The organism is Amycolatopsis sp. MJM2582, from assembly GCF_000754115.1.
In the GTDB taxonomy this organism is placed as follows: domain Bacteria; phylum Actinomycetota; class Actinomycetes; order Mycobacteriales; family Pseudonocardiaceae; genus Amycolatopsis; species Amycolatopsis japonica.
Genome location: NZ_JPLW01000002.1, coordinates 795,909 through 820,182, shown reverse-complemented (window position 1 = coordinate 820,182; position 24,274 = coordinate 795,909). Strand labels below are relative to the sequence as shown.

Genomic DNA, 24,274 nt, shown 5'->3' with positions numbered 1-24,274 from the left:
GGGTTTGTCCGTCCACTGCGGACTGAAAACGACGACGGCAGAGAGATCGACTCTCCCTGCCACTTCTAACGTATAACGCACCTGGGGGCTTGCGGCAAGACCCCGGTCATGCCGCAGAATCCCCCGCCGGACCACACGAGCTCGACAATCGGGGGAACTTTTGATCGACGTGATCATCGCCGGCGGCGGACCGACCGGCATGATGCTGGGCGCCGAACTGCGGCTGCACGGCGTGCGGGTCGTCGTCCTGGAAAAGGATCTGGAACAGTCCAAGGTCGTCCGTTCGATGGGCCTGCACGCGCGCAGTATCGAGGTGATGGACCAGCGCGGTCTGCTGGAGCGCTTCCTCGAACACGGCAAGAAGTACCCGGTCGGCGGCTCCTTCGCGGGCATCATCAAGCCGGCGCCGGTGCTGGACAGCGCGCACGCCTACATCCTCGGCATTCCCCAGACCGTGACCGACCGCCTGCTCATCGAGCACGCCGCGGAGGTCGGCGTCGACATCCGGCGCGGCTGCGAAGTGGTCGGCCTGGCACAGGACGAGGACGGCGTGGACGTCGAGCTGGCCGACGGGACGAGGCTGCGTTCGCGCTACCTCGTCGGTTGCGACGGCGGCCGTAGCACGGTGCGCAAGCTCCTCGGGATCGACTTCCCCGGCGAGCCCGCCACCGCGGAGACACTGCTGGGCGAGATGGAACTGACCGAGGACTGGGAGACGGTGCTCGCCGTGATGACCGAGGTCCGCAAGACCCAGCTGCGGTTCGGCCTCTCCCCCATCGGCGACAGGGTGTACCGCGTCGGCGTACCCGCCGAAGGCCTCGCCGAGGACCCGCGGATCCCGCCGACCTTCGACGAGATCAAACGACAGCTCAAAGCGGTGGCCGGAAGCGACTTCGGCGTGCACTCGCCGCGCTGGCTCTCCCGCTTCGGCGACGCGACGCGGCTGGCCGAGCGCTACCGGGCGGGACGCGCGTTCCTGGCGGGCGACGCGGCGCACATCCACCCGCCGGTCGGCGGGCAGGGGCTGAACCTCGGCGTGCAGGACGCCTTCAACCTCGGCTGGAAACTCGCGGGCGCGGTCAACGGCTGGGCGCCGGACGACCTGCTGGACACCTACCACACCGAACGGCATCCCGTTGCCGCCGCGGTCTTGGACAACACCCGCGCGCAGATGCAGCTGATGTCGCTCGATCCGGGTTCGCAGGCGGTCCGGCGGCTGCTGGCGGAACTGATGGACTTCGAGGACGTCAGCCGGTACCTGACCGAGAAGATCACCGCGACCGCGATCCGCTACGACTTCGGCGAGGGACACGAACTGCTCGGCCGCCGCATGCGCGACCTGGAACTCAAACAAGGCCATCTCTACGGCCTGACCCGCGGCGGCCGCGGCCTGCTGCTCGACCAGACCGGCTCGCTCTCGGTGCGGGGCTGGGCGGATCGGGTCGACCACGTCGTCGACACCAGCGAGGAACTCGAGGTACCGGCGGCACTGCTGCGCCCGGACGGACACGTGGCCTGGGTGGGCGAAGACCAGGACGAGCTGGCCGAGGCGTTGCGCCGGTGGTTCGGAGAGGGCGAAGTCCTCTAGCGCGCCCGGTCCGGCGGTTATTGGCTGGTGGCGTTCCGAATCCGACGCCACGACAGGAGTTGATGACCATGGCCGGACGGGTCGTGCATTTCGAGATTCCGTTCGAGGACGGCGAACGCGCACGCGGCTTCTACCGGGAGGTCTTCGGCTGGAAGGCCGACACGATGCCCGGGATGGACTACACGATGGTCGCTTCGGGGCCGACCGCCGAGACCGGCATGCCTTCGGAGCCGGGCTACATCAACGGCGGCATGCTGGCGAAGGAGTTCAGCCCCGCGTCGGGCCCAGTGATCGTGCTCGACGTCGACAGCGTCGAAGACACGCTCGCGATCATCGAGAAGCAGGGCGGCTCGACGCTCGTCGGCCGGACCGCGGTCGGCGACATGGGTTTCTCCGCGTACTTCAAGGACACGGAAGGCAACGTCATGGGGCTCTGGGAGACCGCGTGAGCCCAGGGGCCCGTGGCCGATACGGTCACGGGCCCTGCGGCCCGCGATAGGGCAATGTCTGGTTGTAGACGATGTTGGTGTTCGTGCTCCCGAACAGCGCGAGCTCGTTGACGATCTCCTCCAGCCGCCCCATCGACGGGGCCGCGATCTTCAGCGAATAGCAGTCATCGCCGGTCGTGCGGAGGCATTCGAGGATCTCCGTGCGCTCGGCCAGGAGCTTGTGCAACGGCGCGTGCTTGCTGCCCGGATACTTCAACCGCACCACCGCCAGCACCACGTACCCGGCCTTCTCCAGGTCGACCTCGGCGCGATAGCCGGTGATCACCCCGGCCGACTCCAGCCGCTTGACCCGTTCCGTCGTCGCCGACGCGCTCAAACTGACCCGCTTCCCCAGTTCGGTGAGCGGGAGGCGTCCGTCCTTCTGAAGCTCCACCAGGATCGCCCAGTCCGTCGCGTCGAGAGTCTCGGCCATCCGGGGAGAATACCGGCAGATCCACGGCGGAAGCCGCCATACGCCGGGAAAGATCCCTTCCCGGGTTTCCGCCTCGCCGATAGCCTTGACCTGTGCGAATAGGTGTCAACGTCCCGAACTTCGGCCCGGGGACCGACCCCGGGATCCTCCGCGGCTGGGCCACCACGGTCGAAGGCCTCGGCTACGACCTGCTCATGGTGTCCGACCACGTCGCCATCACCCCCGACGTCGCCGAGCAGTACCCGGCGCCGTTCTACGAACCGTTCACGACGCTGTCGTGGCTCGCCGGCGTGACAACCCGGATCCGGCTGGGCACCACCGTGCTCATCGTCCCGTACCGGCATCCACTGCTGATCGCCCGCATGGCCGCGAATCTGAACCAGCTCAGCGGCGGACGGCTCGTGCTCGGCGTCGCGTCCGGCTGGGCACGCCAGGAGTTCGAGGCACTCGACGTCCCGTTCGAGAAACGGGGACGGCTGACCGACGATCACCTCGACGCCGTCCGGAAGGCCTGGGCCGACGACGCCGACTACCGCGCCGGCGAGATCCCGATCTGGGTCGGCGGCAACAGTGACGCCGGCATCCGCCGCGCCGTCCGGATCGGGGACGCCTGGCATCCGCTGCGGGCCACCCTCCCCTGGCTCACCGAAGCGCTCACCAGGGTCAAGGCCATCGCCGACGCGCACGACCGGCCGGTCCCCGCGTTCGCGCCGCGGATCCTGCTGAACGTCACCGAACACCCGGTCACCACACCCGATCGCGCGGCTGGGGAAGGCACGATCGAGCAGATCATCGACGACCTCGACCGGCTTCGCCACCTCGGCGCCGAGACGGTCGTACTCGACCCGTTCTCCGGCGATCCCGAAGAGACCCTGCGGCCGGAATCCGCGTGGCAGGCTTTGGCGACCGTCGCCGCCCACTGGGAACTGGGCCGATACCGAACCGAACAGGACTGATCATGACCGACGAAGACGAGAAGTTCCTCCGCCGCGCCATCGAGCTGGCCGCGAAGTCCCGCGCCGACGGCGATCCACCCTTCGGCTCGCTGCTCGTCGGCCCCGACGGGACGGTACTGGCCGAGGACCACAACACCACGGTGTCGCAATCGGACATCAGCCTGCACCCGGAACTGAAACTCGCCGTGTGGGCCGCGCGCGAACTCGAACCCGCCGTCGCCGCGGCGACCACGATGTACACCAGCTGCCAGCCGTGCGGGATGTGCCAGGGCGCCATCGAACGCTCCGGCCTGGGCCGCGTCGTGTTCGCCCTTTCCGGCGAACAGGTCACCGCGCTCAAACCGCCGGCCACGGCGCCGCCGGTTCGGCTGGAGGGTCCGGCGTTGTACGACGAGGCCCGCGTCCCGGTCGAGGGCTACTACACCTAGAGGCGGGCCGCAGGTCCGTGAAGGCCTCCTTCCCTACCCTGAAGGTAGGCAAGGAGGCCTTCACGGACTACACGATCGCCACCGCAGCCACAGTGGCACCACCAGCCCTAGCAGATTCGCGTGAAGGCCCCCTTCCCTCGGCTGAGCCGAGGGAAGGGGGCCTTCACGCGCTGCAGCGGCGCGTCTCGTGAGTGGTCACCGTCAAAGCCGAGCCGACCCCAGCTGCGACCTCGTCGCACCGATCACCACACCGTCCACCCGCGCGAGCCAGCTCCCGCACAGACACCGGACGTACTCCAGCCTCCCCTGGGAGACCCGCTGGGACGTCGTCGCGCTTCCAGGCAGTTCGGCCAGCGGCCAGCCGCACCGCGGGCACTTGTTCGCTTCCATACCCCGATCGTGCTGTAATGAGTCAATGCACTTCAACCCTTACGGCGGGGCGGCCGCGCAGATCGCCGCCGAGCTGGTCAACCTGGGCGACGCCGCCGACCCGGCCACGCTCACCGCGATCTTCAAAGACCGCATGACCGTCTCCGCCGTACAGGACCACGAAGCGACCGAAATCGTCGCCTGGACCAAGAGACTCCGACGAGTCTTCGAAGCCGACCCCGACACCCGCGTCGACCTGGTCAACGCCCTGCTCCACGACTCCGCGTCCAAGCCCTACATCTCCACCCACGACGGCAAAGCACCCCACCTGCACTACGTCGACGCACAGGCCGGCACCGCACCCCGGGTCCGGGCCTACACCGCCGGCGGACTCGCACACCTCGTCTGCGACGCCCCGGACCGCTTCGGCGTCTGCTCACGCGAAGGCTGCGACACCGTCTACGTCGACGTCTCCCGCAACGGCCGCCGACGGTTCTGCTCGACCCGCTGCGCCACCAGGGTCCACGTAGCCGACCACCGCACCCGGCAGGCGAGCTAGGGCGTGTTTCACGAGCCAAGTTCGCGGTCTTCGCGCCCAGGCGGCCCCTGACGGCACGGGCGGATGCGGCCGAGTACAACCCGGTACGAGGCCGATCCGCCCGCACCGCCAGGAACCACCTGGATCACGAAGCCCATCGAACAGACTCGTGAAACACGCCCTAGATCGCGTACCGCCACGCAGTCAGCGCGTGCGCCGAGAACCACGCACCCAGCACCACCCATGCCACCGCGGCCGCCACCGCCGTCACCGTCCGCCGCTTCGACAACCCGATCGCGATCGGCACCAGCACCGGGAAAGCGGGCAGGATGAACCGGATCTTCGCGTCCGGCAGCCCCCGCGTGCCGATCGCCAGCAACAACACCCCGGCACCGTAGAGCGTCAACGGCCACGGCACCCGGATGAACGCCGCCACCAGCACCAACGCCACCGCGCCCAGCAGCAGCAACACCGTCAGCGTGCTGAACACCGACTCGTCACCGGTCAACCGCGCCAGCACCGAAGCCGCGGTCTCCGCACCGAAGTCGAACTCGGTGTTCCAACCCCGCAACTCGATGTCCTGCCAACCGGTCCAACTCCCCGTCCGGTACGCGACGAACCCCAGATACCCCGCCACCCCCATTGGAGCGATCACCGCACCCGCGAGCGCCCACCAGCGCTTCTCGCCACGCCGGAAGACCTCGATCAACGCCGCCGCGACCACCACCGCGACCAGCACCACCGCCGTCGACCTCGACAACCCGGCCCCGAAAGCACAGAAGCCGGCCAGCAACCAACGCCGTTCCAGCACCCCCACCAGCGCCCATACGGCGAGCGCGCAGAACACCGCCTCCGTGTAAGCCATCGAGAACACGATCGCCATCGGCGCACCGGCCCACAACGCCACCAGCAGCAACCCGGTCCGGTCACCCCGATCCGGCGACACCGCCCGCCCGATCCGGATCAACCCGCACGCCAGCACCAGCCCCGCCAGCACCGACACCGTCAGCGCCGCCGTCACGACATCGGCACCGAGCCACATGACCGCACCGACGAGCTTCGGATACAACGGGAAGAACGCCATCGGCGCGTCCGGATACGGCTGCCGCGCCGCGTCCAGCGTCCCCGGCAGATCCGCGTACCCGTGCACCGCCAGCCGCAGATACCACTGCCCGTCCCACGCCGTCAGCCGATCGGTCAACGTCGCACCGCGCCGGGCGGCCAGCAGGTCGAGCAACTGGACACTCGCCGTGCGGATCACGAGATACAGCAGGATCGCCCTCGGATAAGGCGACCGCGCCAGTCTGTCGAGGACTCTCTCGAACACACGCGCCGGACGCCCCTGCCGGGACGCCTCCTCGGGGGCAGCGGGCTGATCAAGGTCGTCGACTTCTCGGAGCACGATCAGAGTGTCCACAATGTGAAGTCAGCTCGCCGTTCGATCACGAAGATTCCCGGCTCCACGCAGGTGGGAAAGCCCACAAACCCCGCTTGTGACCCCACCTCGATCTTGTGTTTCCCAGCCCCCGCCCCCGGCTCCTACGTTCGAAGTCATGAGCGAACAGAACCTGAACGGAACAGTGGCGATCATCGCCGGCGGCGCGAAGAACCTCGGCGGACTCCTGTCCACCACCCTCGGCGAAGCCGGCGCCAAGGTCGTCGTCCACTACCACGGCGACGCCTCCGCGGCCGACGCCGACAAGACCGTCGAGGCCGTCCGCGGTTCCGGCTCCGAAGCCGTCGCCGTCCAAGGCGACCTCACCAAGGTCGCCGACGTCCGCCGCCTCTTCGACACCGCCGTCGACACCTTCGGCGGCGCCGACATCGCGGTCAACACCACCGGCATGGTCCTGCGCAAACCGATCCTCGAAACCACCGAAGAGGACTACGACCGCATGTTCGCGGTCAACGCGAAAGCCGCCTACTTCTTCATCCAGGAAGCCGGACGGCGCCTCGCCGACAACGGCAAGATCATCAGCCTCGGCACCTCACTGCTCGCGGCCTTCACCGACGGCTACTCCACCTACGCCGGCGGCAAAGCCCCGCTGGAACACTTCACCAGGGCCGCCGCCAAGGAGTTCGCCGACCGCGGCATCTCGGTCAACGTCGTCGCCCCCGGCCCGATGGACACCCCGTTCTTCTACCCGCAGGAAACCCCCGAGCGGGTCGAATTCCACAAGTCCCAGGCCAAGGGCGGACGACTGACGAAGATCGAGGACATCGTGCCGATCATCCGCTTCCTCGCCACCGACGGCGGCTGGTTCACCGGCCAGACGATGTTCCCGAACGGCGGCTACACCACGCGCTGACCCTTACCCTGGCCAAGACGCCGTGGACCGGAAACGAAGGGGAACACCGGGGTGGGCCTGGACCTATACAAGCTGAACCACCTCATCGCCGTCGCCGAAGAAGGCAGCTTCACCCGCGCGGCGACCCGGCTGCACCTGAGCCAGCAGGCGCTGTCGACCTCGGTGCGCACGCTCGAGCGGGAAATCGGCGTCCCCCTGCTCGAGCGAAGCGCCACCGGGGTCACCGTGCTCCCCGCCGGCCAGGCACTGATCGCCGACGCCCACCTGCTGCACGGTATCGCCGACTCCGCCGTCCAGCGCGCCCGCCGTATCGGCCGGAGCGAGCCGGAACGACTCCGCGTCGGCCACACCCCCGCCGTCACCGGCGACGAGGTCACCGCCCTGCTGCGCAAACACCAGCCCGACCCCGACCTCGTCATCGACGTCAACCAGCGCTATCCCGACGAACTGGTCGCGCAGCTGCTCGGCGGACAACTGGACCTCGGCCTCGGCCGCGCGCTGACCCTCGCGCACGGCCTGGTCGGGACCACGCTGATCCGGCAGCGGCTCAACGTCGCCGTCGCCGCCGGTCACCGCCTCGCCGACCGCGAGAATCTCGGGCTGAGCGACCTCGACGGCGAAGAGATCACCGTCTGGGGCCATCCCGGCCGGTCCGGCTACACCGACCTGCTCGTCAACCTCTGCCGCGACGCGGGGTTCGAACCACGCGTCCGCCGCAACCCCATCCAAGGGACACCACCGGTCACCGCCGTCCTCGACAGCGACGCGGTCGCCTTCGTGACCGCGCCACCAGGCCCGGCGGCGGGCGGCGCCGTCCTCGTCCGGGAGTTGCTTCCGGCCGTCCACGTACCACTGCAGGCCCTTTGGCCCCAGCACAGCACTTCTGACGCCCGTCAGGCTTTTTTGGCTTCCGCTCAGGGGTTCTAGCCGGCCTCACCGCTCCGCCGGTCGTGGTGATCCAGCAGCTTCGACAGCAGCTCGGTGAACCGCTTCCGCTCGTCGGACGAAAGCGGTGCCAGCAGTTCTTCCTGGCGTTCGGCCAGCTGTTTCTCCAGCCGTCGCAGTTGCCGCTTGCCCGCCGTGGTCAGCGAGACGACGTTGCGCCGCCGATCAGCCGGATCCGGGGCACGCTCGACCAGTTCGCGCTCGGCCAGCTCGTTGATCGTCGCGACCATCTCGCTCACGTGGATGCCGCTCCGCCTGCCCAGCGTCGCCTGGCTGGCAGGCCCGAACTCGTCCAGCGTCGCCAGCACGCGGTAGTGGTAGCCGCGGGCGTCGGCCGCGGAGAACCCGTCGGTCACCAGGCGATGCGCATGGTTCGCGGTCTGGGTGAGCAGCCAGCTGGGCAGTTTTCGCCAGCCGCCACGCGGCTCCGAGGGGTCGTCCATGTGACGAGCATAACGAATCGTTGGGCGACCGAACGATTGCGGTATTGTTGGGTCACCAAACGTTTAGCGCCCCAACGAAACGAGGAGATCCGCCGTGATCAAGCCCTTCCGCATCGACATCCCCCAAGCCGACCTCGACGACCTGGCCGACCGGCTCGCCCGCACCCGCTGGCCCAACGAGGTCGCCGACGCGGGCTCGGACTACGGATTCCCGCTCCCCCGGCTCAGAGAACTCGCCGAATACTGGCGAACCGGCTACGACTGGCGCGCCCACGAAGCCGAACTCAACAAGCTGCCGCACTTCACCACCGAGATCGAAGGCCAGAACGTCCACTTCGTACACGTCCGATCGGAGAACCCGGACGCCCTCGCACTGGTCCTCACCCACGGATGGCCCGGATCGTTCCTCGAGTTCCTGGGCATGATCGAGCCGCTGGCGCGCGATTTCCACCTGGTGATCCCCTCGATTCCGGGTTACGGCTTCTCGGGGCCGACCCGGGAACGCGACTGGAGCGTCGAGCGCATCGCCCGGGCCTGGGCCGAGTTGATGCGCCGCCTCGGCTACGAGCGCTACGGCGCCCAAGGCGGCGACTTCGGCTCAGGTATCTCGACAGCGCTCGGCGCGGTGGCACCGGAGCACGTCGTCGGCGTGCACGTGAACTACCTGCCGACCCGACCGGATCCCGAAGCCGGCATCGAACTGTCCGAAGAGGACGAAGCACGCCTCGACAAGGTCAAGCAGCTCATGGCGAATCGGCCGCCGTATCAGGCCCTGCAGGTCGCCACCCCGCAGACCATCGGCTACGCGTTGACCGACTCGCCGGTCGGCCAGCTGGCTTGGATCGCCGAGCGTTTCGCGCAATGGACGGACCCGCGCACACCGGTCGACGACGACCGCATGCTCACCGACATCTCGCTGTACTGGCTGACCGCCACCGCGGCTTCGTCCGCACGCCTGCACCACGACGCCGGAAAGGTGGCTCTCCCCTGCCGCGTACCGCTCGGCGTCGCCGTGCTCCCGTATGACATCACACGCTCGGTTCGTCCACTCGCCGAGCGGTTGTTCGACATCAGGCACTGGTCGGAATTCGACCGTGGCGGCCACTTCGCGGCCATGGAGGTTCCGGATCTGCTGGCCGCCGACATCAAAGATTTTTTCTTCGGCTTTGCCGAATAGCTGGGGTTTTCAACGCCGCCCAACGGTATAGGTCGTTATACACTTAGAGGAAACCTTCAGGTGTACCTCTATCGATGGCACTGAGTGCCAGATAAGACCTACGACTCGTTCAAGGCGGCGTTGACCTTCGCGATGACGGCGTGCAGCGGCGCCGCCGTGGTCATCACCGCCACCACCGTCGTTTCGGCCGCGGGCTCCTCTCCCCTGAACGCGTCGATCACCAGCGCGAAGGCCTCCGCCGCACTGGCGGTGATGTCGTCCTGCCCGCCACTGCGCAGCCAACGCCGCAGCACATGGTTGTTGGCCGCCGCGATCGCCGCGGCGGCCACCGCCGCCCTCAGGCTCGCCGTCTCGTCACCCTGCTCGGCGAACCGCGCCCGCAGGTAGCGGGCGAGCACGCGCTGATAGCGGTCGACGGTCGCGACCTCCTTGTCCCGCAGGGACGGAACCGTCCGGGTCAGGGTGAACCGTTTGAGCGACACGTCGAGTTCGGCGGCGTAGGAGTCGAGAACCAGACCGACGGCCTCGCAGGCCACCTCCACCGGATCGCGATCCGGGTCCGCGGCGGCGAACGTCTCCTCCATCTCGGCCACGATCTCGTCGTGGTTGGCGAAGAGCACGTCGTCCTTCGCGTCGAAGTACCGGAAGAACGTCCGGCGGCCCACTCCCGCGGCGGCCGCGATCTCGTCCACCGTGGTGGCCTCGTAGCCCTTGGCCACGAACAGGTCCACGGCCGCCGCGGCGAGCGCACGACGCAGTTTGCGCCTCCCCGCGGGGGTGGCGCCGGCTCGGGTCACCGGCGCTCGGCGCGGCGAATCGGTCATAGCGGGACGGTAGCAGCCACTTGCTAGTGGCACTGAGTGCCGTTAGGCTGTGCCGAGACCCACTCCCCCGATCGGAAGGCGCCGATGATGTCGCTGGACCACCAAGTGCTTCCGGTCGAGTCACGCTCGATCCGCCCCCGCGGCGACGCCTTCTACGGCCGCCTCTTCGGCTGGTCGCTGAAATGGCGGGGCCCGCAGCCGTTCCTGGTGCTGGAAGGCGGGATCTGCGCGGTCACGCTTCCCAAGATCAACGGCGCCCAGGTTCTCTCCCGGCTCGCCGACACCGGCTGCGGAGGTCCCGCCTTGGCGGTGCTGACCCAGCAAGGCCCGCGCGTGGCCATCCTCGCGGAGACCGACGGCTTGATTCCCCCGCGGATCTCCCTCCCGCAGCACGTCGAAGTACTCGCCTGGGGCACGCTGCTCCCCTTGCCCACCGACTCCGGGCGCGCCGAGGCCCACGCCGAATGGCTCTCGGCGCCGGACCCTCGGCAGCGCTGGCTTCCCAGCCTGGACGCGGTCCTCGCCGCCGTCCGGCCGCGGTAGCGCCCGCTGTTCACGCCGCCACCGACGCCTGCGCGGAAACGAGAAGTGCTCCACCGTCCGATTCGGACAGGGTGATCTCGAGGGTCGCGCCTTCGGCCAGCGGCGGCAGGTCGCTCAAGGTCACGCGGCCGATCAGCCGCTGGCCGCGGCGCGCGTGCACCACACCGGAACGCCGGACCTCGATCCCCGACCGATGCCATACGCGGACGTTGCCCGCCGTCGTCGTCCGGCCGCGCCACCGGCTCGCACACCAGGCTGCGAGCGCGGCCCCCGCCGTGTTGCACAGGACGTCGTCCAGCGAGCCCACGCGGCCGGCGTCCTGCCAGACCTGAAGGCATTCGATCGACACGGACACCAGAAAAGCCGACAGAACGATCCGTGACACGGGCTTCGCCCAGCCGAAGCGCACCGGCACCAGGATCGCGAGCGGCATCAGCAGGAAGACGTTGCCCACCAACTGGAACAAGGCGAGTTGCGGACGATCGCTGAAGACGGGCAGGACGTCCGCCAGCAGGTGAAGACTCACCGACGAACCACGCGCCGCCGTCGGTGCGGGCACGAAGACGATCAGAAGTACCGCCGAAAGCGCTGCCAGCAAAGCGAAGTCCAGTGCGATCACGAACGGGCCGCGCCGTTTTCCGCCTAGGCGTGCGATGAATTCGGCGACGCCCGCACCGGCCGCGGCGACGAGCAGCGACCACGGTGCGGCGGCCGAGAACGCCTGCCACCACCATCCCATGCACTCCCCTTTCGCCGATGATCGTCTTCGGCGAGGGTGGCAGCATCGTGAAGGCCAGACAAGAACCCCGGCTATTGTCGGTGAATAACTACCATCCGCGTTGATAGTTCACGGACTTCGATTGTCACGGCCGTGCGGTCAGCGCGGGGCCGATCCAGCGGCGGACCATGGCGCGCAGCCGCTCGTCGGTGTGCGCCGGCGTCGACGGGAACTGCAGGAACGACAGGAACAGCCGCATCAGCATTTCGGCGAGCCCCTCGAAGTCGTCGTCGGTCGTGACGCCCGCCGCCGCCCAGTCGACCGGCACGTTCCGGAGGATCCGCGCGCCGAGCGCGAACGACTGCGCCGAAGTGACCGCGACGGTGAAGACGTCGGCTTCCCCCGCTTTCAGGAGCAGCCCCAGATACGGCTCGTCGGGGACCGCGCGGACGCCGAACACCACCGATTCGACGGCGACCTCAACGGGGTCGGCGAACGTGGCCAGATGCCGTTCCATCCGCCCGGCGAACTCCTCGACCCGGTCCAGCGCGACCGCGCTGAGGATGTCCGCGAGGCTCGGGAAGTAGCGATAGACGGTCTGCCGGGTCACGCCCGCTTCCGCGGCGACGTCCGAGAGGCTGGTCTTGGCGAGACCGACCCGATCGATGCACGCCGTCGCCGCCTCGACGATCCGGCGGCGCGCCTCGCGCTCGGTTCCGGGCGGGTTCCCCCGCCATCCGTGGTGCCCCATGCGGCTCATCTTCCCCGAACAGGGAATCTCAGACGGTGGCAGGTGCCACACGGCGCACGCGGTACAGCGCGGTCAGCATCAGTCCGGCGGCCACGAAGCAGGCCAGCGCGTACAAGCCACTCCCGATCGAGGTGCCGTTTTCGACGACGCCGCCTATCCAGAACACGGCCATCCCGCCCAAATAGACGGCGGGATAGAACCGGGCGAAGGGCGCCAAAGGCTCGTCGGGACGGCTGTACCGGACGAAGATCCAGATACCGGCCAGCCACAGCAGGCCCAGCTCGACGGCGAGAACCCAAGCCTGCGCGGTCACGTTCCCGTCGAGCAGGCTCGACGGGAGCCCGGCGATCGCCATGCTCGGCGGGGTGAGAACCCCGGCCAGCCCGATGCGGGCCGCCAGCGACCACCCTCGCCGCGCTCCGCCGGCCAACCGCACCACCAGATACGTCATGGCGCCCATCGACACGGACGCGAAGAGCAGCATGCTGGTCATGGGGACCGAATCCAGCGCCGGATGGTTGACGATCCGGTTGCCGTCGTTCCAGGCCCACCATTTCAGCCGCGGGCCGAGATGGTCGAAGACCTCGTAGAAGACCTGGCAGGCGAAGGCAACGGCCACCGACCCGATCAAGGCTCCGCGGGCGCGGAAGATCCCGAGCGACCGGACGAGTTCGTAGCCGAGCTGACTGATCATCGGGTAGAACGCCACGATGTAGAGCGGCAGCCGATCCCACATGAACTGCACGGTGAACCGGTTGTGGGCGAAGATGAACCCGTACTGGCGCTCCAGGCCGAACCACTCGGGGAAGTACAGCGGCGGTTCGATGACGAAGAGGTAGACCAGCGAAGCGCACCAGAGCGCCAGGTTCGTCGAGTCACCTTGGCGGTGCCGCCGGACGGCGTGCACCAGCGCGAACACGGCTCCACCGAGGACGAGCAGTTCCAGCAGCGGCATCGTCCAGTGAGCCTCCGCCCACGGTGCGCGGACCGAGAGCCACGGGGAGACGTCATGGCAGTCGAAGCCGAGTCCACGAGTGACGGCTTCCGCGTCCGGCCCGCATACGGCGCTCACCCGGAGACCGCCTGCTGCGCGGCGCCTTTCGGCGAGTAGTCCGTGACCGGCGGTTCGGCCCGGGCGTCGAAGTCGAACGGGACCCGGTGCCGTCCCAGCGCGGCCCGGATCCGGTAGCGCAGGAGTCCCGCGATCACCCGCGGGTTCGTCATCATGTCGCGCAGCGATTCGTCGAGGTTGAACACCTTCGCGAAATGCTCGTCGACGACGTCGTCTTCGCGGGCGGCACCGACGATGAGCCTGAACGCCGGGCCGGACACGGCTTCGAGCAGCCGTCGCCTCCACTCCGGCGCCTTTTCGGTGCCCACCGCGCAGGCGTAGCCCTGATCCCTCGCCATCGCCAGGCTCCACGGCACATTGAGCAGCTTTCGTTGTGCCGCCAGGAACCGTGCGGAGAACTCGGGCCCCAGCCGCTCGGCGCGGGAGAGATGCTCGCGCAACAGCAGCGCCGAACCCGCGGCGGAGCTGATGCCCTGCGCGTAGAACGGATTGAAGGCGCAGATCGAGTCGCCGACGAACGCCAGGCGCCGCGGCGGGGTGCGAAGCCGGTCGTAGCGGCGCCATTTGTTCCCGGTCGAGCGGGTCAGATGCACCTCGGAGGTCGGGGTGGACCGGTCCATCGCGGCCGCGAACAACGGCGCCCGCACGCGGCGGGCCGACTCGACGAACGCCTCGGTGGTGCGCGGCATTTCGAGCCCCCACGAGCCCATGCACGCGATGACCCGGTTGTCCTCGATCGGGAAGAAGTTCACCAGGAACTCGTGCTCGTCCGGGTGGGCGCCCTTGTCGGGGGTCGGCATGATCACCAGATGCCGCCACCACCAGGACGGCGGCCGTTCCTCGGGAGACGGCAGGTCGTACCAGCGCGAGGTGTAGGTGACTTTGGCGTCGAGGGTCCTGACTTCCGGTTCGGGCCAGCCCGCCGCCACCAGCCAGGCGGAGACGGAGGAACCGCGACCCATCGCGTCGACCACGAAGTCGGCGTCGATGCGCTCGTCGCGCTTGGAGAGGGTCACCCCGGTGACTTCGCCGTCCCGGGTGGTCAAGCCGCTCACCGCGACGCCGTCGCGAATCAGGACGTTGGGCAGCTCCCGGACCTTGTCGCGCAGCACGCGTTCGATGAGGATCCGGGAGCCGTAGATCATCGTCATCGCGCTGCGTTTCCGCGCCGACCAGCCCTTTCCGTCGAGATACGCCGCGTCCATGGACGGCATCAGATGGAGTCCGCCTGCCGCGATGAGATCGTCCTCGAAGCCGGGGAACAGCGCACCGATCGCGCGGCGGCCCGAGTTCAGCAGGAAATGCGGATGCTTGCTCTGCGGCACCCCGCGCCGATGTTCGGCCTCGGCGGGCAGTTCGTCGCGTTCGAGCACCACCACCTGGTCGAAGTACGGAGCGAGCGCTCCCGCGGTGCAGAGACCGGCGGCGCTGCCACCGAGGACGACGGCGGTCTTGCCGAGTCGCATGCGGACCAACTCCCGGCGTCATTCATACAGATTGACATTGGCTGTATGAATGTATGAACGACGCCGGGAACTGTCAAGAAGTGGTCGCGTCGATCAGGTCCCGGATCGCGGCGATACCCCTCGCCACCCGGTACGGCGACTCCGTGCCCACGGAGACGCGGATGTGCCGGTCGCACGACTCGCCGTACGCGATGCCCGCGACGACGCTGACGGAGCTTTCCCGCAGCAGGCGGGTGGCGAACTCCATGGAGTCCAAAGTGGACCGGCCGAGCGAGGCGAACAGGTAGAACGTCGCCGAGCCCGGCAAGGTCTCGATGCCGATGTCGGCGAGCTGCCCGGCGACCTCGCGGCGAAGGTCCACGACCCGGCGGATCTGTGGCCGGGTGACGGCCAGGATGTCGTCGAAGTGTTCGGCGAGGTACCAGGACAGGATGGTCGGCGCGCAGGTGATCAGATGCTGGTTGATCTTCAGCACCTGATCGATCAGCGTGCGGTGTGCGATGAGATAGCCGATCCGCCAGCCGGAAACCCCGTAGTTCTTGGACATCGAGTTGATCGTGACGGTGTGCCGCAGTTCAGGGTCGAACGAACCGCAGGCCCGGAACGGGGTCTCCGGCGGCACGAACTCGTGGTAAGCCTCGTCGGCGATCACCACCAGGCCCCGCGCGTCCGCCAGATCGTGCACGAACTCCAGCTCGGCGTCCGTGTGCACCCGGCCGGACGGGTTGTTCGGGTTGTTGATCACGATGGCCCTGGTCCGCGGCGTGACGTAACGAGCGAGGTCGAACACGCTCACGTCGTGCGGCACCATCACCGGAACGCCACGGCAGAGCCGCACCTGTTCGGGGTAGCTCAGCCAGAACGGCTCCGGGACGATCACCTCGTCCCCCGGTTCCAGCAGCGCGAGCAGCACCATGTAGATCGCCACCTTGGAACCGGCGGTGACGACGATCTCCGTGTCCGGGTCGACCGGGACGTCGAAATCGGCCCAGTACCCGGCGAGTCGCTGCCTCAGCTCCGGCAGCCCCCGCGAATGCGAGTAGTGATGCAGGCCGTGCGCGGCCAGATCGTCGAAGCGGGGCAGCGGCAGGCCGAAGAACGCCTCGCCGAGCGAGAGCGTGATGATGTCCCGCCCGGCCGCGCTCAGCTCGTAGACCAGGTTGTTGTACTTGATGGACAGCGCCTGCGCCGTACTGTCCACAAGGGACGACGGGCGGATCGGCGACTCGGTTCGGACACTGGACAATGGACTCGCTCCCCTACACGACCCTCGTCTGTCCGGTACCCCAGACGACGTTCTTCACGGTGGTCAGCGCGGTCAGCCCGATCGGACCGCGGACATGCAGTTTCTGGGTGGACACGCCGATCTCGACGCCGTAGCCGAACTCGCCGCCGTCGGAGTAGCGGGTCGAGGTGTTGACGAACACGCTGCCGGAATCCACTTCACGGGCGAACCGGCGCGCCACGTCGATGTCCCGCGCGACGATCGCCTCGGCGTTGGACGTGCCCCATCGGTCGATATGCGCGATCGCCGCGCCCAAGTCCGGCACCACCCGGACGGCCAGCACCAGATCGAGGTATTCGGTTCCCCAGTCCTCTTCGCTCGCGGCCACCGCCTTGGGCCAGACCTCGCGGACGGTCGCGTCACCGCGGATCTCCACGCCGGCGGCGGCCAGCTCGTCGAGTACGCCGGGCAGCCAATCCTGGGCGAGTTCTTCGTGGACCAGCAGGGTTTCCATGGCGTTGCACACGCTGGGCCGGGAGGTCTTGGCGTTGATCGCGACCGCCGTGGCCATCGCCGGATCGGCCGAACGATCGATGTAGACGTGGCAGTTGCCCGCACCGTCGATCACCGTGGGCACCGTGGCGTGACGTTCGACGGACGCGATGAGCTCCGGGCCCCCGCGCGGCACCAGCAGATCGACGAACTCCTTGGCGCGCATCAGTTCCTGGGCGGCGTCGCGGGACGGATCGGTGACCAGCTGGACGGCGGCCGCGGGCACCGCGTCGTGCCTGGCGATCGCGCTGTCCAGCGCGGCCATGACCGCCGTGTTCGTCGCCATGGCCATCGAGGAACCGCGCAGGACCGCGCAGTTGCCCGACTTCACGCAGAGTGCGGCGACCTCGGCGGTGACGTTCGGACGCGCCTCGTAGATCACCGCGACCACGCCGATCGGCTCGCGGACGCGCTCGATGAGCAGGCCGTTGGGCCTGGTCCAGCCGTCGACCACTTGACCGACCGGATCGGGCAGATCCGCGATGGTCCGGATGGCCGACACCAGGCCGGCCATCCGCCGGTCGGTCAAGGTCAGCCTGTCGACCAGCGTCGCCGAGACGCCGTTCTCACGGGCCGCGGTGACATCCGCCTCGTTCGCCGCGATGATCCGGCCGCGGTGCTCCTCGATCGCGCCGGCCATGTCCAGCAGCAGCGCGTTCTTCCGTTCGGTCGTCAGCCCTTTGAGCTCGGTCCACGCCTCGGCCGCGGCGCGGCAGACGTCGGTCACTGACATGGCAGATCCTCCATGATCTGTACGTAGTCGCCGCCTTCGACGACGGGCGCGGTCGGTGGGCCGCCGGGCTCGATCGCGCGGCTCAGCGGGCCGCGGGCGAGCGGCCGTCCTTGCCGGTCACAGATGTCGACCACGTCGCCCGGCGCGGCGGCCCCGTGTACCGCCGCGACGTGGTGATGGCATACGGGCTCCCCGCGGAGGACGGCTTCCCTGCCGTCCGGGGTGCAGTGAAGCGCCCCGGACGGCGGGGTCCGGAACGCGCGCCAGAGCGTTCCGATGCCGGGAGTCGCGCCGGTGACCGCACGCGGATGGAACACCGTGCCGGTGGGACGGCCACCGTGCGCGGCGATCAGCACGTCGGGGTCCGCGCTCTCCGCGATGACGGTGCGGACCCCGCTGAACGTGGCGATCCAGCAGGCGCCGAGTTTCGTCAGCATGCCGCCGGTGCCGCCGTCGCCGATCGCGCCACCCGCCTGCCGCTCGGTCGCGGCCGTGAGCACGGGTACTTCCTGGATGTGCCGGGCGCCCGGGGCCAGTTTCGGATTGCTGTCGTAGAGCCCGGGCACGTTGGTCAGCAACAGCAGCAGTTCGGCCTGGAGGCAACCACCGAGCAGCGCGGCGAGCACGTCGTTGTTGCGCACGCCGAGCGCGTCGTTCTCGTTGACCACCGGCACCATGCCCAGCGCCAGCATCGTGTGCAGGGTGTGCCGGACACCGCCGCCCCGGTCGTCGTCGACGAGGTCGGGGGGCGTGAGCAGGAGTTGACCGGTCTGCACGCCGCGTTCGGCGAACGCGGCGTGGATGGCCGAATAGAGCTGTGACTGGCCCAGCGCCGCGGAAACCTGGAGTGCCACCGGATCGTCCACGGCCAGCGCGGGGTGCAGGTGACGGCCGATCGCGATCGCCCCGGAAGCGAGCAGCACCGGGCGCAGGCCCGCGAGCAGTCCTCTGTGGACGGTTTCGCACAGCCTGTCGAGCTTGACCGGGTCCAGTCCGCCGTCGGTGATCAGCGAGGACGTGCCTATTTTGAGCACCACGCGGCCCTCCTGCGGCACCAGGTCTTCGGCAGGTGTCGCGGTGACGGGCAAGCTGTTGGTCGACATGGGGAAGATGCTCACCGCCGCCGATGTAGTACCGATGTGTTCGCGATACGCCGCCGGTGTACCGCCCCGTGGCGTGTCGCGGCACAGCACGGCTGCATCTCCGGAACATCGCCGGTACATCGGATCCGGCGACTCTCTCGGCATGACAGCAGAACTCCAGCTGGCCGACACGGCGACCCTGCCGCTCACCGAGTCCCAGAAGGGACTGCTGGTGGTGGACAGCTTGGTGCCGACGAAGCAGATCTACAACCAGGTCATCCAATTCGATCTCGATCCGGCCAAATGCGTCGCCCCGCTGGCCGAAACGGTGACCCGGGCGCTGGTCGCCCTGGTCACCGTCCAACCGGCGTTGCGCCAGGTCTTCCGGCTGCATCCGGAGATGCACGCCGTGCTGCGTCCCCCGCCCACCGCCGACGAGCTCCCCCTGGAGTCGGTCTCCGTGCCGCCCGCCGAGTACGCCGCGACCCTCGCCGCGCTCGGCCGCGACATCGGCCGGGCGCCGTTCGATCTGGAGACCGGGCCGGTGCACCGGTTCGGCTTCGTACGCGCGGACGATGACAGCGCCGCGGCGATCCTGATCTGCGGGCACCATCTCGTCGGCGACGGGGTGTCCATGGGCCCCATCGTGCGCGACCTGGACCGCGCCCTCGCCGGCCCGATCGACGTCGACACGATGCGGGTGAGCCGGGAAGCCGCGCTGGTCAAGGAACTCAAGGCCCAGAACCGGGCGGCGGGCTCGACGCGGACGGCCGACCAGGTGACCGCGTGGGCCGAAAGCCTGCGTGAAGTCCCGCCGCTCGTGCTGTACCCGCGCCCCGACCGTCCACATCAGACCGAATTCGCCGGGCAGCGGATCTCCTGGACGCTCGGAGCGGCGGAATCCGAGCGGTTCCAGGCCACCTGCAAACGTCTCGGGGTCAGCCCGTTCGTGCTGCTCTCCGCCGTGTACGGCACGGTGCTGGCGCGGCACGGCGGGGTACCACAGGTGCTGATCGGCAGCCCGTTCACCGCGCGCCGGACGATCGGGTCGTACGACCTGTGCGGCTTCTTCGTCAACACGCTGCCGGTCACCGTCGACGTGGACTGGACCCGCACGGTCGACGAGCATCTCGACAAGACCGTCCGCGCGGCGGTGGACCACTGCCGCGCCGCGGTCGACGTTCCGTTCAACCAGCTGGTGGCGCAGGTGCAGCCGGACCGGCCGAGTGACCGCAATCCCCTGTTCTCCTGCATGCTCGCCATGCAGGACACGTTCGATCCGGCGACCGGGACCGGCGCGGTGGTCGGCGCGTACGAGCCGGGCAACGGCACGGCGAAATTCGACCTCTGGCTGGGTGCCACCTTGATGGACGGCCGCTGGCTGCTCGAACTCGAGTACGACAGCGCGCTGATCCCGCCCGCGGTGGCCGACGGACTGCTGAAATCGCTGCGGACAGCCCTGTCCCGCGCGGTCACCGACGGCTCCCTGACCCTGGCCGAACTGTTCGACGACGCCTCGGCCGTCCCGAGCAGACGTCACGACGGGTATCCGGCGCATGTACCGGCCCCGACGCTGTACGAATGGTTCACCGAGACCGCGGGCCGGACCCCGGAAGCGGTCGCGGTCACCGAACCCGGCCGCACGCTCACCTATGCCGAACTTTCCCTGACCGCCGAGCGCATCGCCTCGGGGCTGGCGGGCCGGGGAGTCGGCCCGGGGGACGTCGTCGGGCTGCGGCTGGACTCGCTCACCGAGACCGTCACGTCGATCCTGGCGATTCTGCGGCGTGGCGCCACTTACCTGCCGCTCGAACCGAGTCTGCCCGCCGACCGGATGTCGTACATGGTGCGGCAGTCCCGCTGCCGGGTCGTGATCGGCTCCGGGGTCACGCTGCACGGGGTCGAGGTCGCACCGGCCGCCGATTTCGAGTCCGATGTGGACACCGAACGCGCCGCGACGGCCGACGCCCCCGTGTACGTCATGTTCACTTCCGGCTCGACCGGCCTGCCCAAGGGCGTGCTCATGGGTCACCGGCCGCTGCTGAACCTCGCCGCCTGGCAGATCTCCGCGCTCGACATGACCGCGGACAGCCGGTTCCTGCAGTACGCGCCCGCCGGTTTCGACGTGTCGTTCCAGGAGATCGTGCCGACGCTGCTGGCGGGCGGGACCGTGGTGTCCAGGGAACCCGCCGACCGGCGCGACTTCCCCGAACTGGTGCGCCGGGTCGCCGACACCGAGGTGACCCACCTCTATCTCCCGGTCGCGGCGCTGCGCCCGTTCGTGTTGTCCGTGCGCGCCAGAAGGGAACATCTCCCGGCATTGCGGTTCCTGTGCGTGTCCGGCGAGCAGTTGCTGGCGGACGACGAGATCCGCGCGTTCGTCGACGACCATCCACAGTGCACCCTGGTCAATCACTACGGTCCGACCGAGACCAACGCCGCGACCACCTGGCGGCTGACCGCGGCCGACCCGGCGTGGGCACGCCATGTGCCGATCGGTCTCCCACTGCCGAACGTGACGGCGTACGTCGTCGACGGCACCGGCCATCTCGCGCCGGCGGGGGTGCCGGGTGAGCTGCTGCTCGGCGGCCACGCCCCCGCGGCAGGCTACGTCAACGATCCTGATCGCACCGCCGAACGGTTCCAGCCCGGCACCTTCACGCCGGGCGAGACCGTCTATCGCACCGGCGATCACGTGGTGCGGGACGAACACGGCGCCCTGATCTTCCTCGGCCGGAACGACACGCAGGTCAAGATCCGCGGCTACCGGGTCGAACTCGGTGAGCTGGAGGCCGTGGCGGCCGGCCTGCCGGACGTCCGTCAGGCGGTGGCCGCGGTGCGCGGCGACGGGATCGATCGGCGTCCGCTGTTGTTCCTCCTGCCCGAACCGGGCGTGACACCGGACCACGAGCGGGTGCGGACCGTGCTCGCCGAACGGCTGCCGTCGTACATGGCACCCGCGGACATCGTCGACATCGAGTCGGTGCCGACCTCCCGCAGCGGCAAGACCGACCGGGCGGCGCTGGTGGCGCTGGCCGAGCAGGTGAGCGCGCGGCGCGCGGAGTCGCCCGCTCCCGCCGCGGAGTACGCCGACGACCTGGAGCGGGAGCTGGCCGCGATCTGGGCCGAGGTGCTCGGCGTTCCCCAGGTCGAGCGGGACCGCCCCGTGCTGGAGTACGGCGCGCACTCGCTGAACATCTTCACCGTCGTGGGTCAGGTGCAGGAGCGGTACGGAGTGGCCGTGCAGTTGGTCGAGTTCTTCCGCTCGCCGACCGTCGCGACCCTGGCGACGCTGGTGCGGCAATGAGCGCGCCGGTACGCGAACGGCTGGTCACCCTGGTGCGCCGCAAGGACCGGCCGGTGTGCGTGATGCTGCCCGGAGCGGGCGGTGGCCTGAACCCGTATCTGCGGCTGGCTTCCCACCTGGGCAAGCATTACAGCGTCTACGCCGTGCGGGCGGCCGGGCTGGTACCCGGGGACACGCCGGAGGACAGCGTCGCGGAGATGGCCGACTCCGCGCTGGCGGCGCTCGACGGCCGCTCCCCCGCCCTCGTCTTCGGCTGGTCGCTGGGCGGCACCGTGGGCTGGGAGCTGTGCGTGCGCCTGGCCGACCGGGGGCAGCGGCCCGATCTGGTGATCGTGGACAGTTCGCCGCTGCCCCGGCACGCCTCGTCCGACGAGGACGAACGGATCAGGAAGCTCATCCTGGCGGGTCTCGGGCCCCGGCCGGACGAACAGACCGTCGCCCGCGTGGAGCACGCGTTCCGGGCGCAGGTGCGCGCGCTCGCCGAGTACGCCACCGAACGCGAATACCCGGGCCGGGCGCTGCTGCTGATGTGCGCGGACGCCGACGACGGTATCTCGGGCCGGGCAGCCGCGCTGCGGCGGTGGGAGGAACTCGCGCCGGACCTGCGGACGGCGGAATTGGACGCCGGTCACTACGAGGTGTTCGAGCCGCGGCACCTGGACCGGCTCACCAACGAGATCGACGTGTTCCTCGGCAGGGAATCGTGACCGCCGCGGCCGAGACGTACGACCGGGTCTGGTCGCCGTTGCTGGAGACCGTCCGCGCGGACGCGCTGGACTGCGTGCAAGCCAACCTCGCCGTGCTGGCCGACCGGCACGGCGGGGAGGGCGCGCACCTAGCCCTCGGCGCCCCGCTGCGCTTCGACCTCGAACCGGGACCGCGGGTAGCCGCGTCGGTCTCCTATCGGCTGGCCGCGGCACAGGAGCAACTGGGCCTGCGGGTCGCGGGCCGATGGGAGGGCGTCAACGGCGCCCGGTTGCGTGAGCTCGCCGACGGGGCCGATCCGCTGTACGTGATCGCCGACGCCTATGACCTGGCATGGACGCCGTACGCCGGCCGCCGTCACACCGAGCACACGTTTCTTCTGTCCACATCGGACATCGTCGTCGACGCCTACCACGACGAGACCCCGTGGGGTCCGTGCCGTCCCGGCGTATGGCGGCTCTCCCCCGCCGAACTGGACGCCCTGCCGGCCTCGGCCACCGCGCTGCGGTTCACCACCGAGCCGGTCGCCGAACCGCCGGACGTGCTCACCGCCAACGCGCGGGCGATGGCCGACGCCGTCCCGGCGATCGACGCCTACCTTTCGGCGGACCACGGCGAAGATCTGGTGCTCGACATCTGGTTGCTCGGCCGGTCACGCCTGCTGCACGCCGCCTGGCTCGCCCGGCACGACCGGCCGAGCCCCGAGGTCGACGCGCACGTCCAAGCCTGGCTCACGCTGGCCTCGAAAAGTTTCGTGGCCGCCCGCCGGTCCCCTGACGGCGCACCGACCGCGGCCGTGCTGGCGGACCTCGGCCGCCTGCTCCACGAGGACGTCGCCCTCGCCGCCCGGCTCGCCGCACGGGCGGCGGTGCTCGCCGCGATCCAGGAGGTGCTGCGAATCGACGACGCCACCGTCCGCGGCGCCACCAGCCTGCGCGAGCTCCCGAACTACAACTCCTTCGGGCTGGTCGAGATCATCGAGCGGGCCGAGAGTCGACTGGGAGTGGTACTCGGCGATGAGGATCTGACTGCGGAAGCGTTGCGGGACATCGACTCGCTGTGTGCGACCTTCGCCCGGCGAATGGCTGGTTGAGGGTGCTCGTGAGTGGCCAGGACGGTTATTGTTGGGTAAGGCAAACCTGGTGTGCTCGTTGGCTGGATTGAAGGCTCCCTCTCGCTATCCACAAAGGACATATAAGGCGCCCTGCGCGCCCGATATGGGAGATTTTTTCGGAGGTCGTGAGTGATTTTGGTGGTTCTAACCCTCATTATCACTCACGACCTCCGAACAGAACGGATATATCGGGATCAATCGGGCATCTGATCGACGTGAGATGTCCCTTGTGGACACTCAGGATCGGCCTGCCCACATCGCCAGCTCAAAACTCACACCGCATAGGCATTCCTTCCCACCTGCAGGTGAAGAAGGCGAGGCCTCCGCAACCCACTCGGTACCGCGGCACTCGCCCTGCGGCTGGCACGTGAAGGCCTCGCTGGGGACGTTGGACGTCTCAATGGTGGCCTTCAGGAAATCAGTGCCCCACAGGATTCGCGCGTGAAGGGCCCCTTCCCTCGACTGAGCCGAGGGAAGGGGCCCTTCACGCGCGATCTGCGGGGACATC

The 24,274-nt window shown here is 69.0% G+C and carries 24 protein-coding genes; 12 read left to right on the top strand and 12 right to left on the bottom strand.

The features are described from left to right. The first annotated feature begins 160 nt into the window (after positions 1 to 160). Together rox and ED92_RS14070 are read left to right on the top strand one after the other, a co-directional pair. On the top strand, positions 161 to 1,588 hold the full coding sequence (gene rox / locus ED92_RS14075; RefSeq protein ID WP_037337872.1) for a rifampin monooxygenase: 1,428 nt from the start codon (positions 161 to 163) through the stop codon (positions 1,586 to 1,588). Between the two features lie 68 nt (positions 1,589 to 1,656). Then, positions 1,657 to 2,037: a VOC family protein gene (locus ED92_RS14070; RefSeq protein WP_037339956.1), complete on the top strand. Its 381-nt coding sequence runs from the start codon at positions 1,657 to 1,659 to the stop codon at positions 2,035 to 2,037. A 25-nt stretch (positions 2,038 to 2,062) separates the two neighbouring features. Here the strand turns inward: ED92_RS14070 and ED92_RS14065 are convergent, their stop codons facing one another. Continuing rightward, entirely contained in the window at positions 2,063 to 2,509 is a 447-nt protein-coding gene (locus ED92_RS14065) for an Lrp/AsnC family transcriptional regulator (RefSeq protein WP_007034427.1), read from the bottom strand. 92 nt (positions 2,510 to 2,601) lie between these two features. On the opposite strand from ED92_RS14065, the gene ED92_RS14060 reads away from it, so the two are divergent. After that, positions 2,602 to 3,465 (top strand): TIGR03619 family F420-dependent LLM class oxidoreductase, encoded by an 864-nt coding sequence (locus ED92_RS14060; protein ID WP_037337865.1) that lies wholly within the window; start codon positions 2,602 to 2,604, stop codon positions 3,463 to 3,465. Between the two features lie 2 nt (positions 3,466 to 3,467). Further along, a complete protein-coding gene (locus tag ED92_RS14055) occupies positions 3,468 to 3,893 on the top strand; it encodes a nucleoside deaminase (protein ID WP_037337862.1) in 426 nt (141 codons plus the stop codon). Between the two features lie 201 nt (positions 3,894 to 4,094). Here the strand turns inward: ED92_RS14055 and ED92_RS14050 are convergent, their stop codons facing one another. Beyond that, positions 4,095 to 4,283 carry a hypothetical protein gene (locus ED92_RS14050; RefSeq protein ID WP_037337860.1) on the bottom strand — a complete coding sequence of 63 codons (189 nt, stop codon included), beginning with the start codon at positions 4,281 to 4,283 and terminating at the stop codon, positions 4,095 to 4,097. Between the two features lie 25 nt (positions 4,284 to 4,308). Here ED92_RS14050 and ED92_RS14045 point away from each other — a divergent pair, with 25 nt between their 5' ends. Then, on the top strand, positions 4,309 to 4,821 hold the full coding sequence (locus ED92_RS14045) for a CGNR zinc finger domain-containing protein (protein WP_037337858.1): 513 nt from the start codon (positions 4,309 to 4,311) through the stop codon (positions 4,819 to 4,821). Between the two features lie 160 nt (positions 4,822 to 4,981). On the opposite strand, the gene ED92_RS14040 is transcribed toward ED92_RS14045, so the two are convergent. Further along, positions 4,982 to 6,202, bottom strand: a complete 1,221-nt coding sequence (locus tag ED92_RS14040) for a hypothetical protein (RefSeq protein WP_235213267.1) — start codon at positions 6,200 to 6,202, stop codon at positions 4,982 to 4,984. 151 nt (positions 6,203 to 6,353) lie between these two features. On the opposite strand from ED92_RS14040, the gene ED92_RS14035 reads away from it, so the two are divergent. Then, positions 6,354 to 7,109 carry an SDR family oxidoreductase gene (locus ED92_RS14035; protein WP_037337855.1) on the top strand — a complete coding sequence of 252 codons (756 nt, stop codon included), beginning with the start codon at positions 6,354 to 6,356 and terminating at the stop codon, positions 7,107 to 7,109. Between the two features lie 51 nt (positions 7,110 to 7,160). Then, positions 7,161 to 8,036, top strand: a complete 876-nt coding sequence (locus tag ED92_RS14030; RefSeq protein ID WP_037337850.1) for a LysR substrate-binding domain-containing protein — start codon at positions 7,161 to 7,163, stop codon at positions 8,034 to 8,036. Here ED92_RS14030 and ED92_RS14025 read toward each other — a convergent pair. Continuing rightward, a complete protein-coding gene (locus tag ED92_RS14025) occupies positions 8,033 to 8,497 on the bottom strand; it encodes a MarR family winged helix-turn-helix transcriptional regulator (RefSeq protein ID WP_037337847.1) in 465 nt (154 codons plus the stop codon). The two genes, ED92_RS14030 and ED92_RS14025, sit on opposite strands and share 4 nt — an antisense overlap. A gap of 94 nt (positions 8,498 to 8,591) precedes the next feature. Between ED92_RS14025 and ED92_RS14020 the strand changes: the two genes are divergently transcribed. Then, on the top strand, positions 8,592 to 9,674 hold the full coding sequence (locus ED92_RS14020) for an epoxide hydrolase family protein (RefSeq protein WP_037337845.1): 1,083 nt from the start codon (positions 8,592 to 8,594) through the stop codon (positions 9,672 to 9,674). A gap of 98 nt (positions 9,675 to 9,772) precedes the next feature. Here ED92_RS14020 and ED92_RS14015 read toward each other — a convergent pair whose 3' ends face one another. Further along, positions 9,773 to 10,498 (bottom strand): TetR family transcriptional regulator, encoded by a 726-nt coding sequence (locus ED92_RS14015; RefSeq protein WP_037337839.1) that lies wholly within the window; start codon positions 10,496 to 10,498, stop codon positions 9,773 to 9,775. A gap of 87 nt (positions 10,499 to 10,585) precedes the next feature. Between ED92_RS14015 and ED92_RS14010 the strand changes: the two genes are divergently transcribed. Continuing rightward, positions 10,586 to 11,041: a hypothetical protein gene (locus tag ED92_RS14010; protein ID WP_037339953.1), complete on the top strand. Its 456-nt coding sequence runs from the start codon at positions 10,586 to 10,588 to the stop codon at positions 11,039 to 11,041. A gap of 10 nt (positions 11,042 to 11,051) precedes the next feature. Here the strand turns inward: ED92_RS14010 and ED92_RS14005 are convergent, their stop codons facing one another. From ED92_RS14005 to proB, 7 genes are all read right to left on the bottom strand, one after another. Continuing rightward, entirely contained in the window at positions 11,052 to 11,780 is a 729-nt protein-coding gene (locus ED92_RS14005; protein ID WP_037337834.1) for a VanZ family protein, read from the bottom strand. A gap of 124 nt (positions 11,781 to 11,904) precedes the next feature. Continuing rightward, complete coding sequence (locus ED92_RS14000) at positions 11,905 to 12,510, bottom strand: TetR/AcrR family transcriptional regulator (protein WP_037337828.1); 606 nt, start codon at positions 12,508 to 12,510, stop codon at positions 11,905 to 11,907. 28 nt (positions 12,511 to 12,538) lie between these two features. Next, entirely contained in the window at positions 12,539 to 13,582 is a 1,044-nt protein-coding gene (locus tag ED92_RS13995; RefSeq protein ID WP_037337815.1) for a hypothetical protein, read from the bottom strand. Continuing rightward, a complete protein-coding gene (locus tag ED92_RS13990; RefSeq protein ID WP_037337812.1) occupies positions 13,579 to 15,048 on the bottom strand; it encodes an NAD(P)/FAD-dependent oxidoreductase in 1,470 nt (489 codons plus the stop codon). Before ED92_RS13990 ends, ED92_RS13995 begins: the two co-directional genes overlap by 4 nt. Before the next feature lie 73 nt (positions 15,049 to 15,121). Further along, complete coding sequence (locus ED92_RS13985) at positions 15,122 to 16,294, bottom strand: pyridoxal phosphate-dependent aminotransferase (protein ID WP_081975789.1); 1,173 nt, start codon at positions 16,292 to 16,294, stop codon at positions 15,122 to 15,124. Positions 16,295 to 16,307: 13 nt separating this feature from the next. Next, the gene (locus tag ED92_RS13980) at positions 16,308 to 17,558 is read right to left on the bottom strand and encodes a glutamate-5-semialdehyde dehydrogenase (RefSeq protein ID WP_037337808.1); all 1,251 of its coding nucleotides are present in this window, start codon (positions 17,556 to 17,558) and stop codon (positions 16,308 to 16,310) included. After that, on the bottom strand, positions 17,549 to 18,661 hold the full coding sequence (gene proB, locus ED92_RS13975; RefSeq protein ID WP_161791105.1) for a glutamate 5-kinase: 1,113 nt from the start codon (positions 18,659 to 18,661) through the stop codon (positions 17,549 to 17,551). Before proB ends, ED92_RS13980 begins: the two co-directional genes overlap by 10 nt. 142 nt (positions 18,662 to 18,803) lie before the next feature. Here proB and ED92_RS13970 point away from each other — a divergent pair, with 142 nt between their 5' ends. Genes ED92_RS13970 through ED92_RS13960 form a run of 3 tightly spaced genes read left to right on the top strand, consistent with a single transcriptional unit; the run spans position 18,804 to position 23,745 of the window. Further along, entirely contained in the window at positions 18,804 to 21,947 is a 3,144-nt protein-coding gene (locus ED92_RS13970) for an amino acid adenylation domain-containing protein (protein ID WP_037337805.1), read from the top strand. Then, positions 21,944 to 22,654 carry a thioesterase II family protein gene (locus ED92_RS13965; RefSeq protein WP_037337803.1) on the top strand — a complete coding sequence of 237 codons (711 nt, stop codon included), beginning with the start codon at positions 21,944 to 21,946 and terminating at the stop codon, positions 22,652 to 22,654. The genes ED92_RS13970 and ED92_RS13965 overlap by 4 nt, the downstream gene beginning before the upstream one ends. After that, positions 22,651 to 23,745 carry an acyl carrier protein gene (locus ED92_RS13960; protein WP_052120540.1) on the top strand — a complete coding sequence of 365 codons (1,095 nt, stop codon included), beginning with the start codon at positions 22,651 to 22,653 and terminating at the stop codon, positions 23,743 to 23,745. Before ED92_RS13965 ends, ED92_RS13960 begins: the two co-directional genes overlap by 4 nt. Positions 23,746 to 24,274 lie beyond the last annotated feature (529 nt).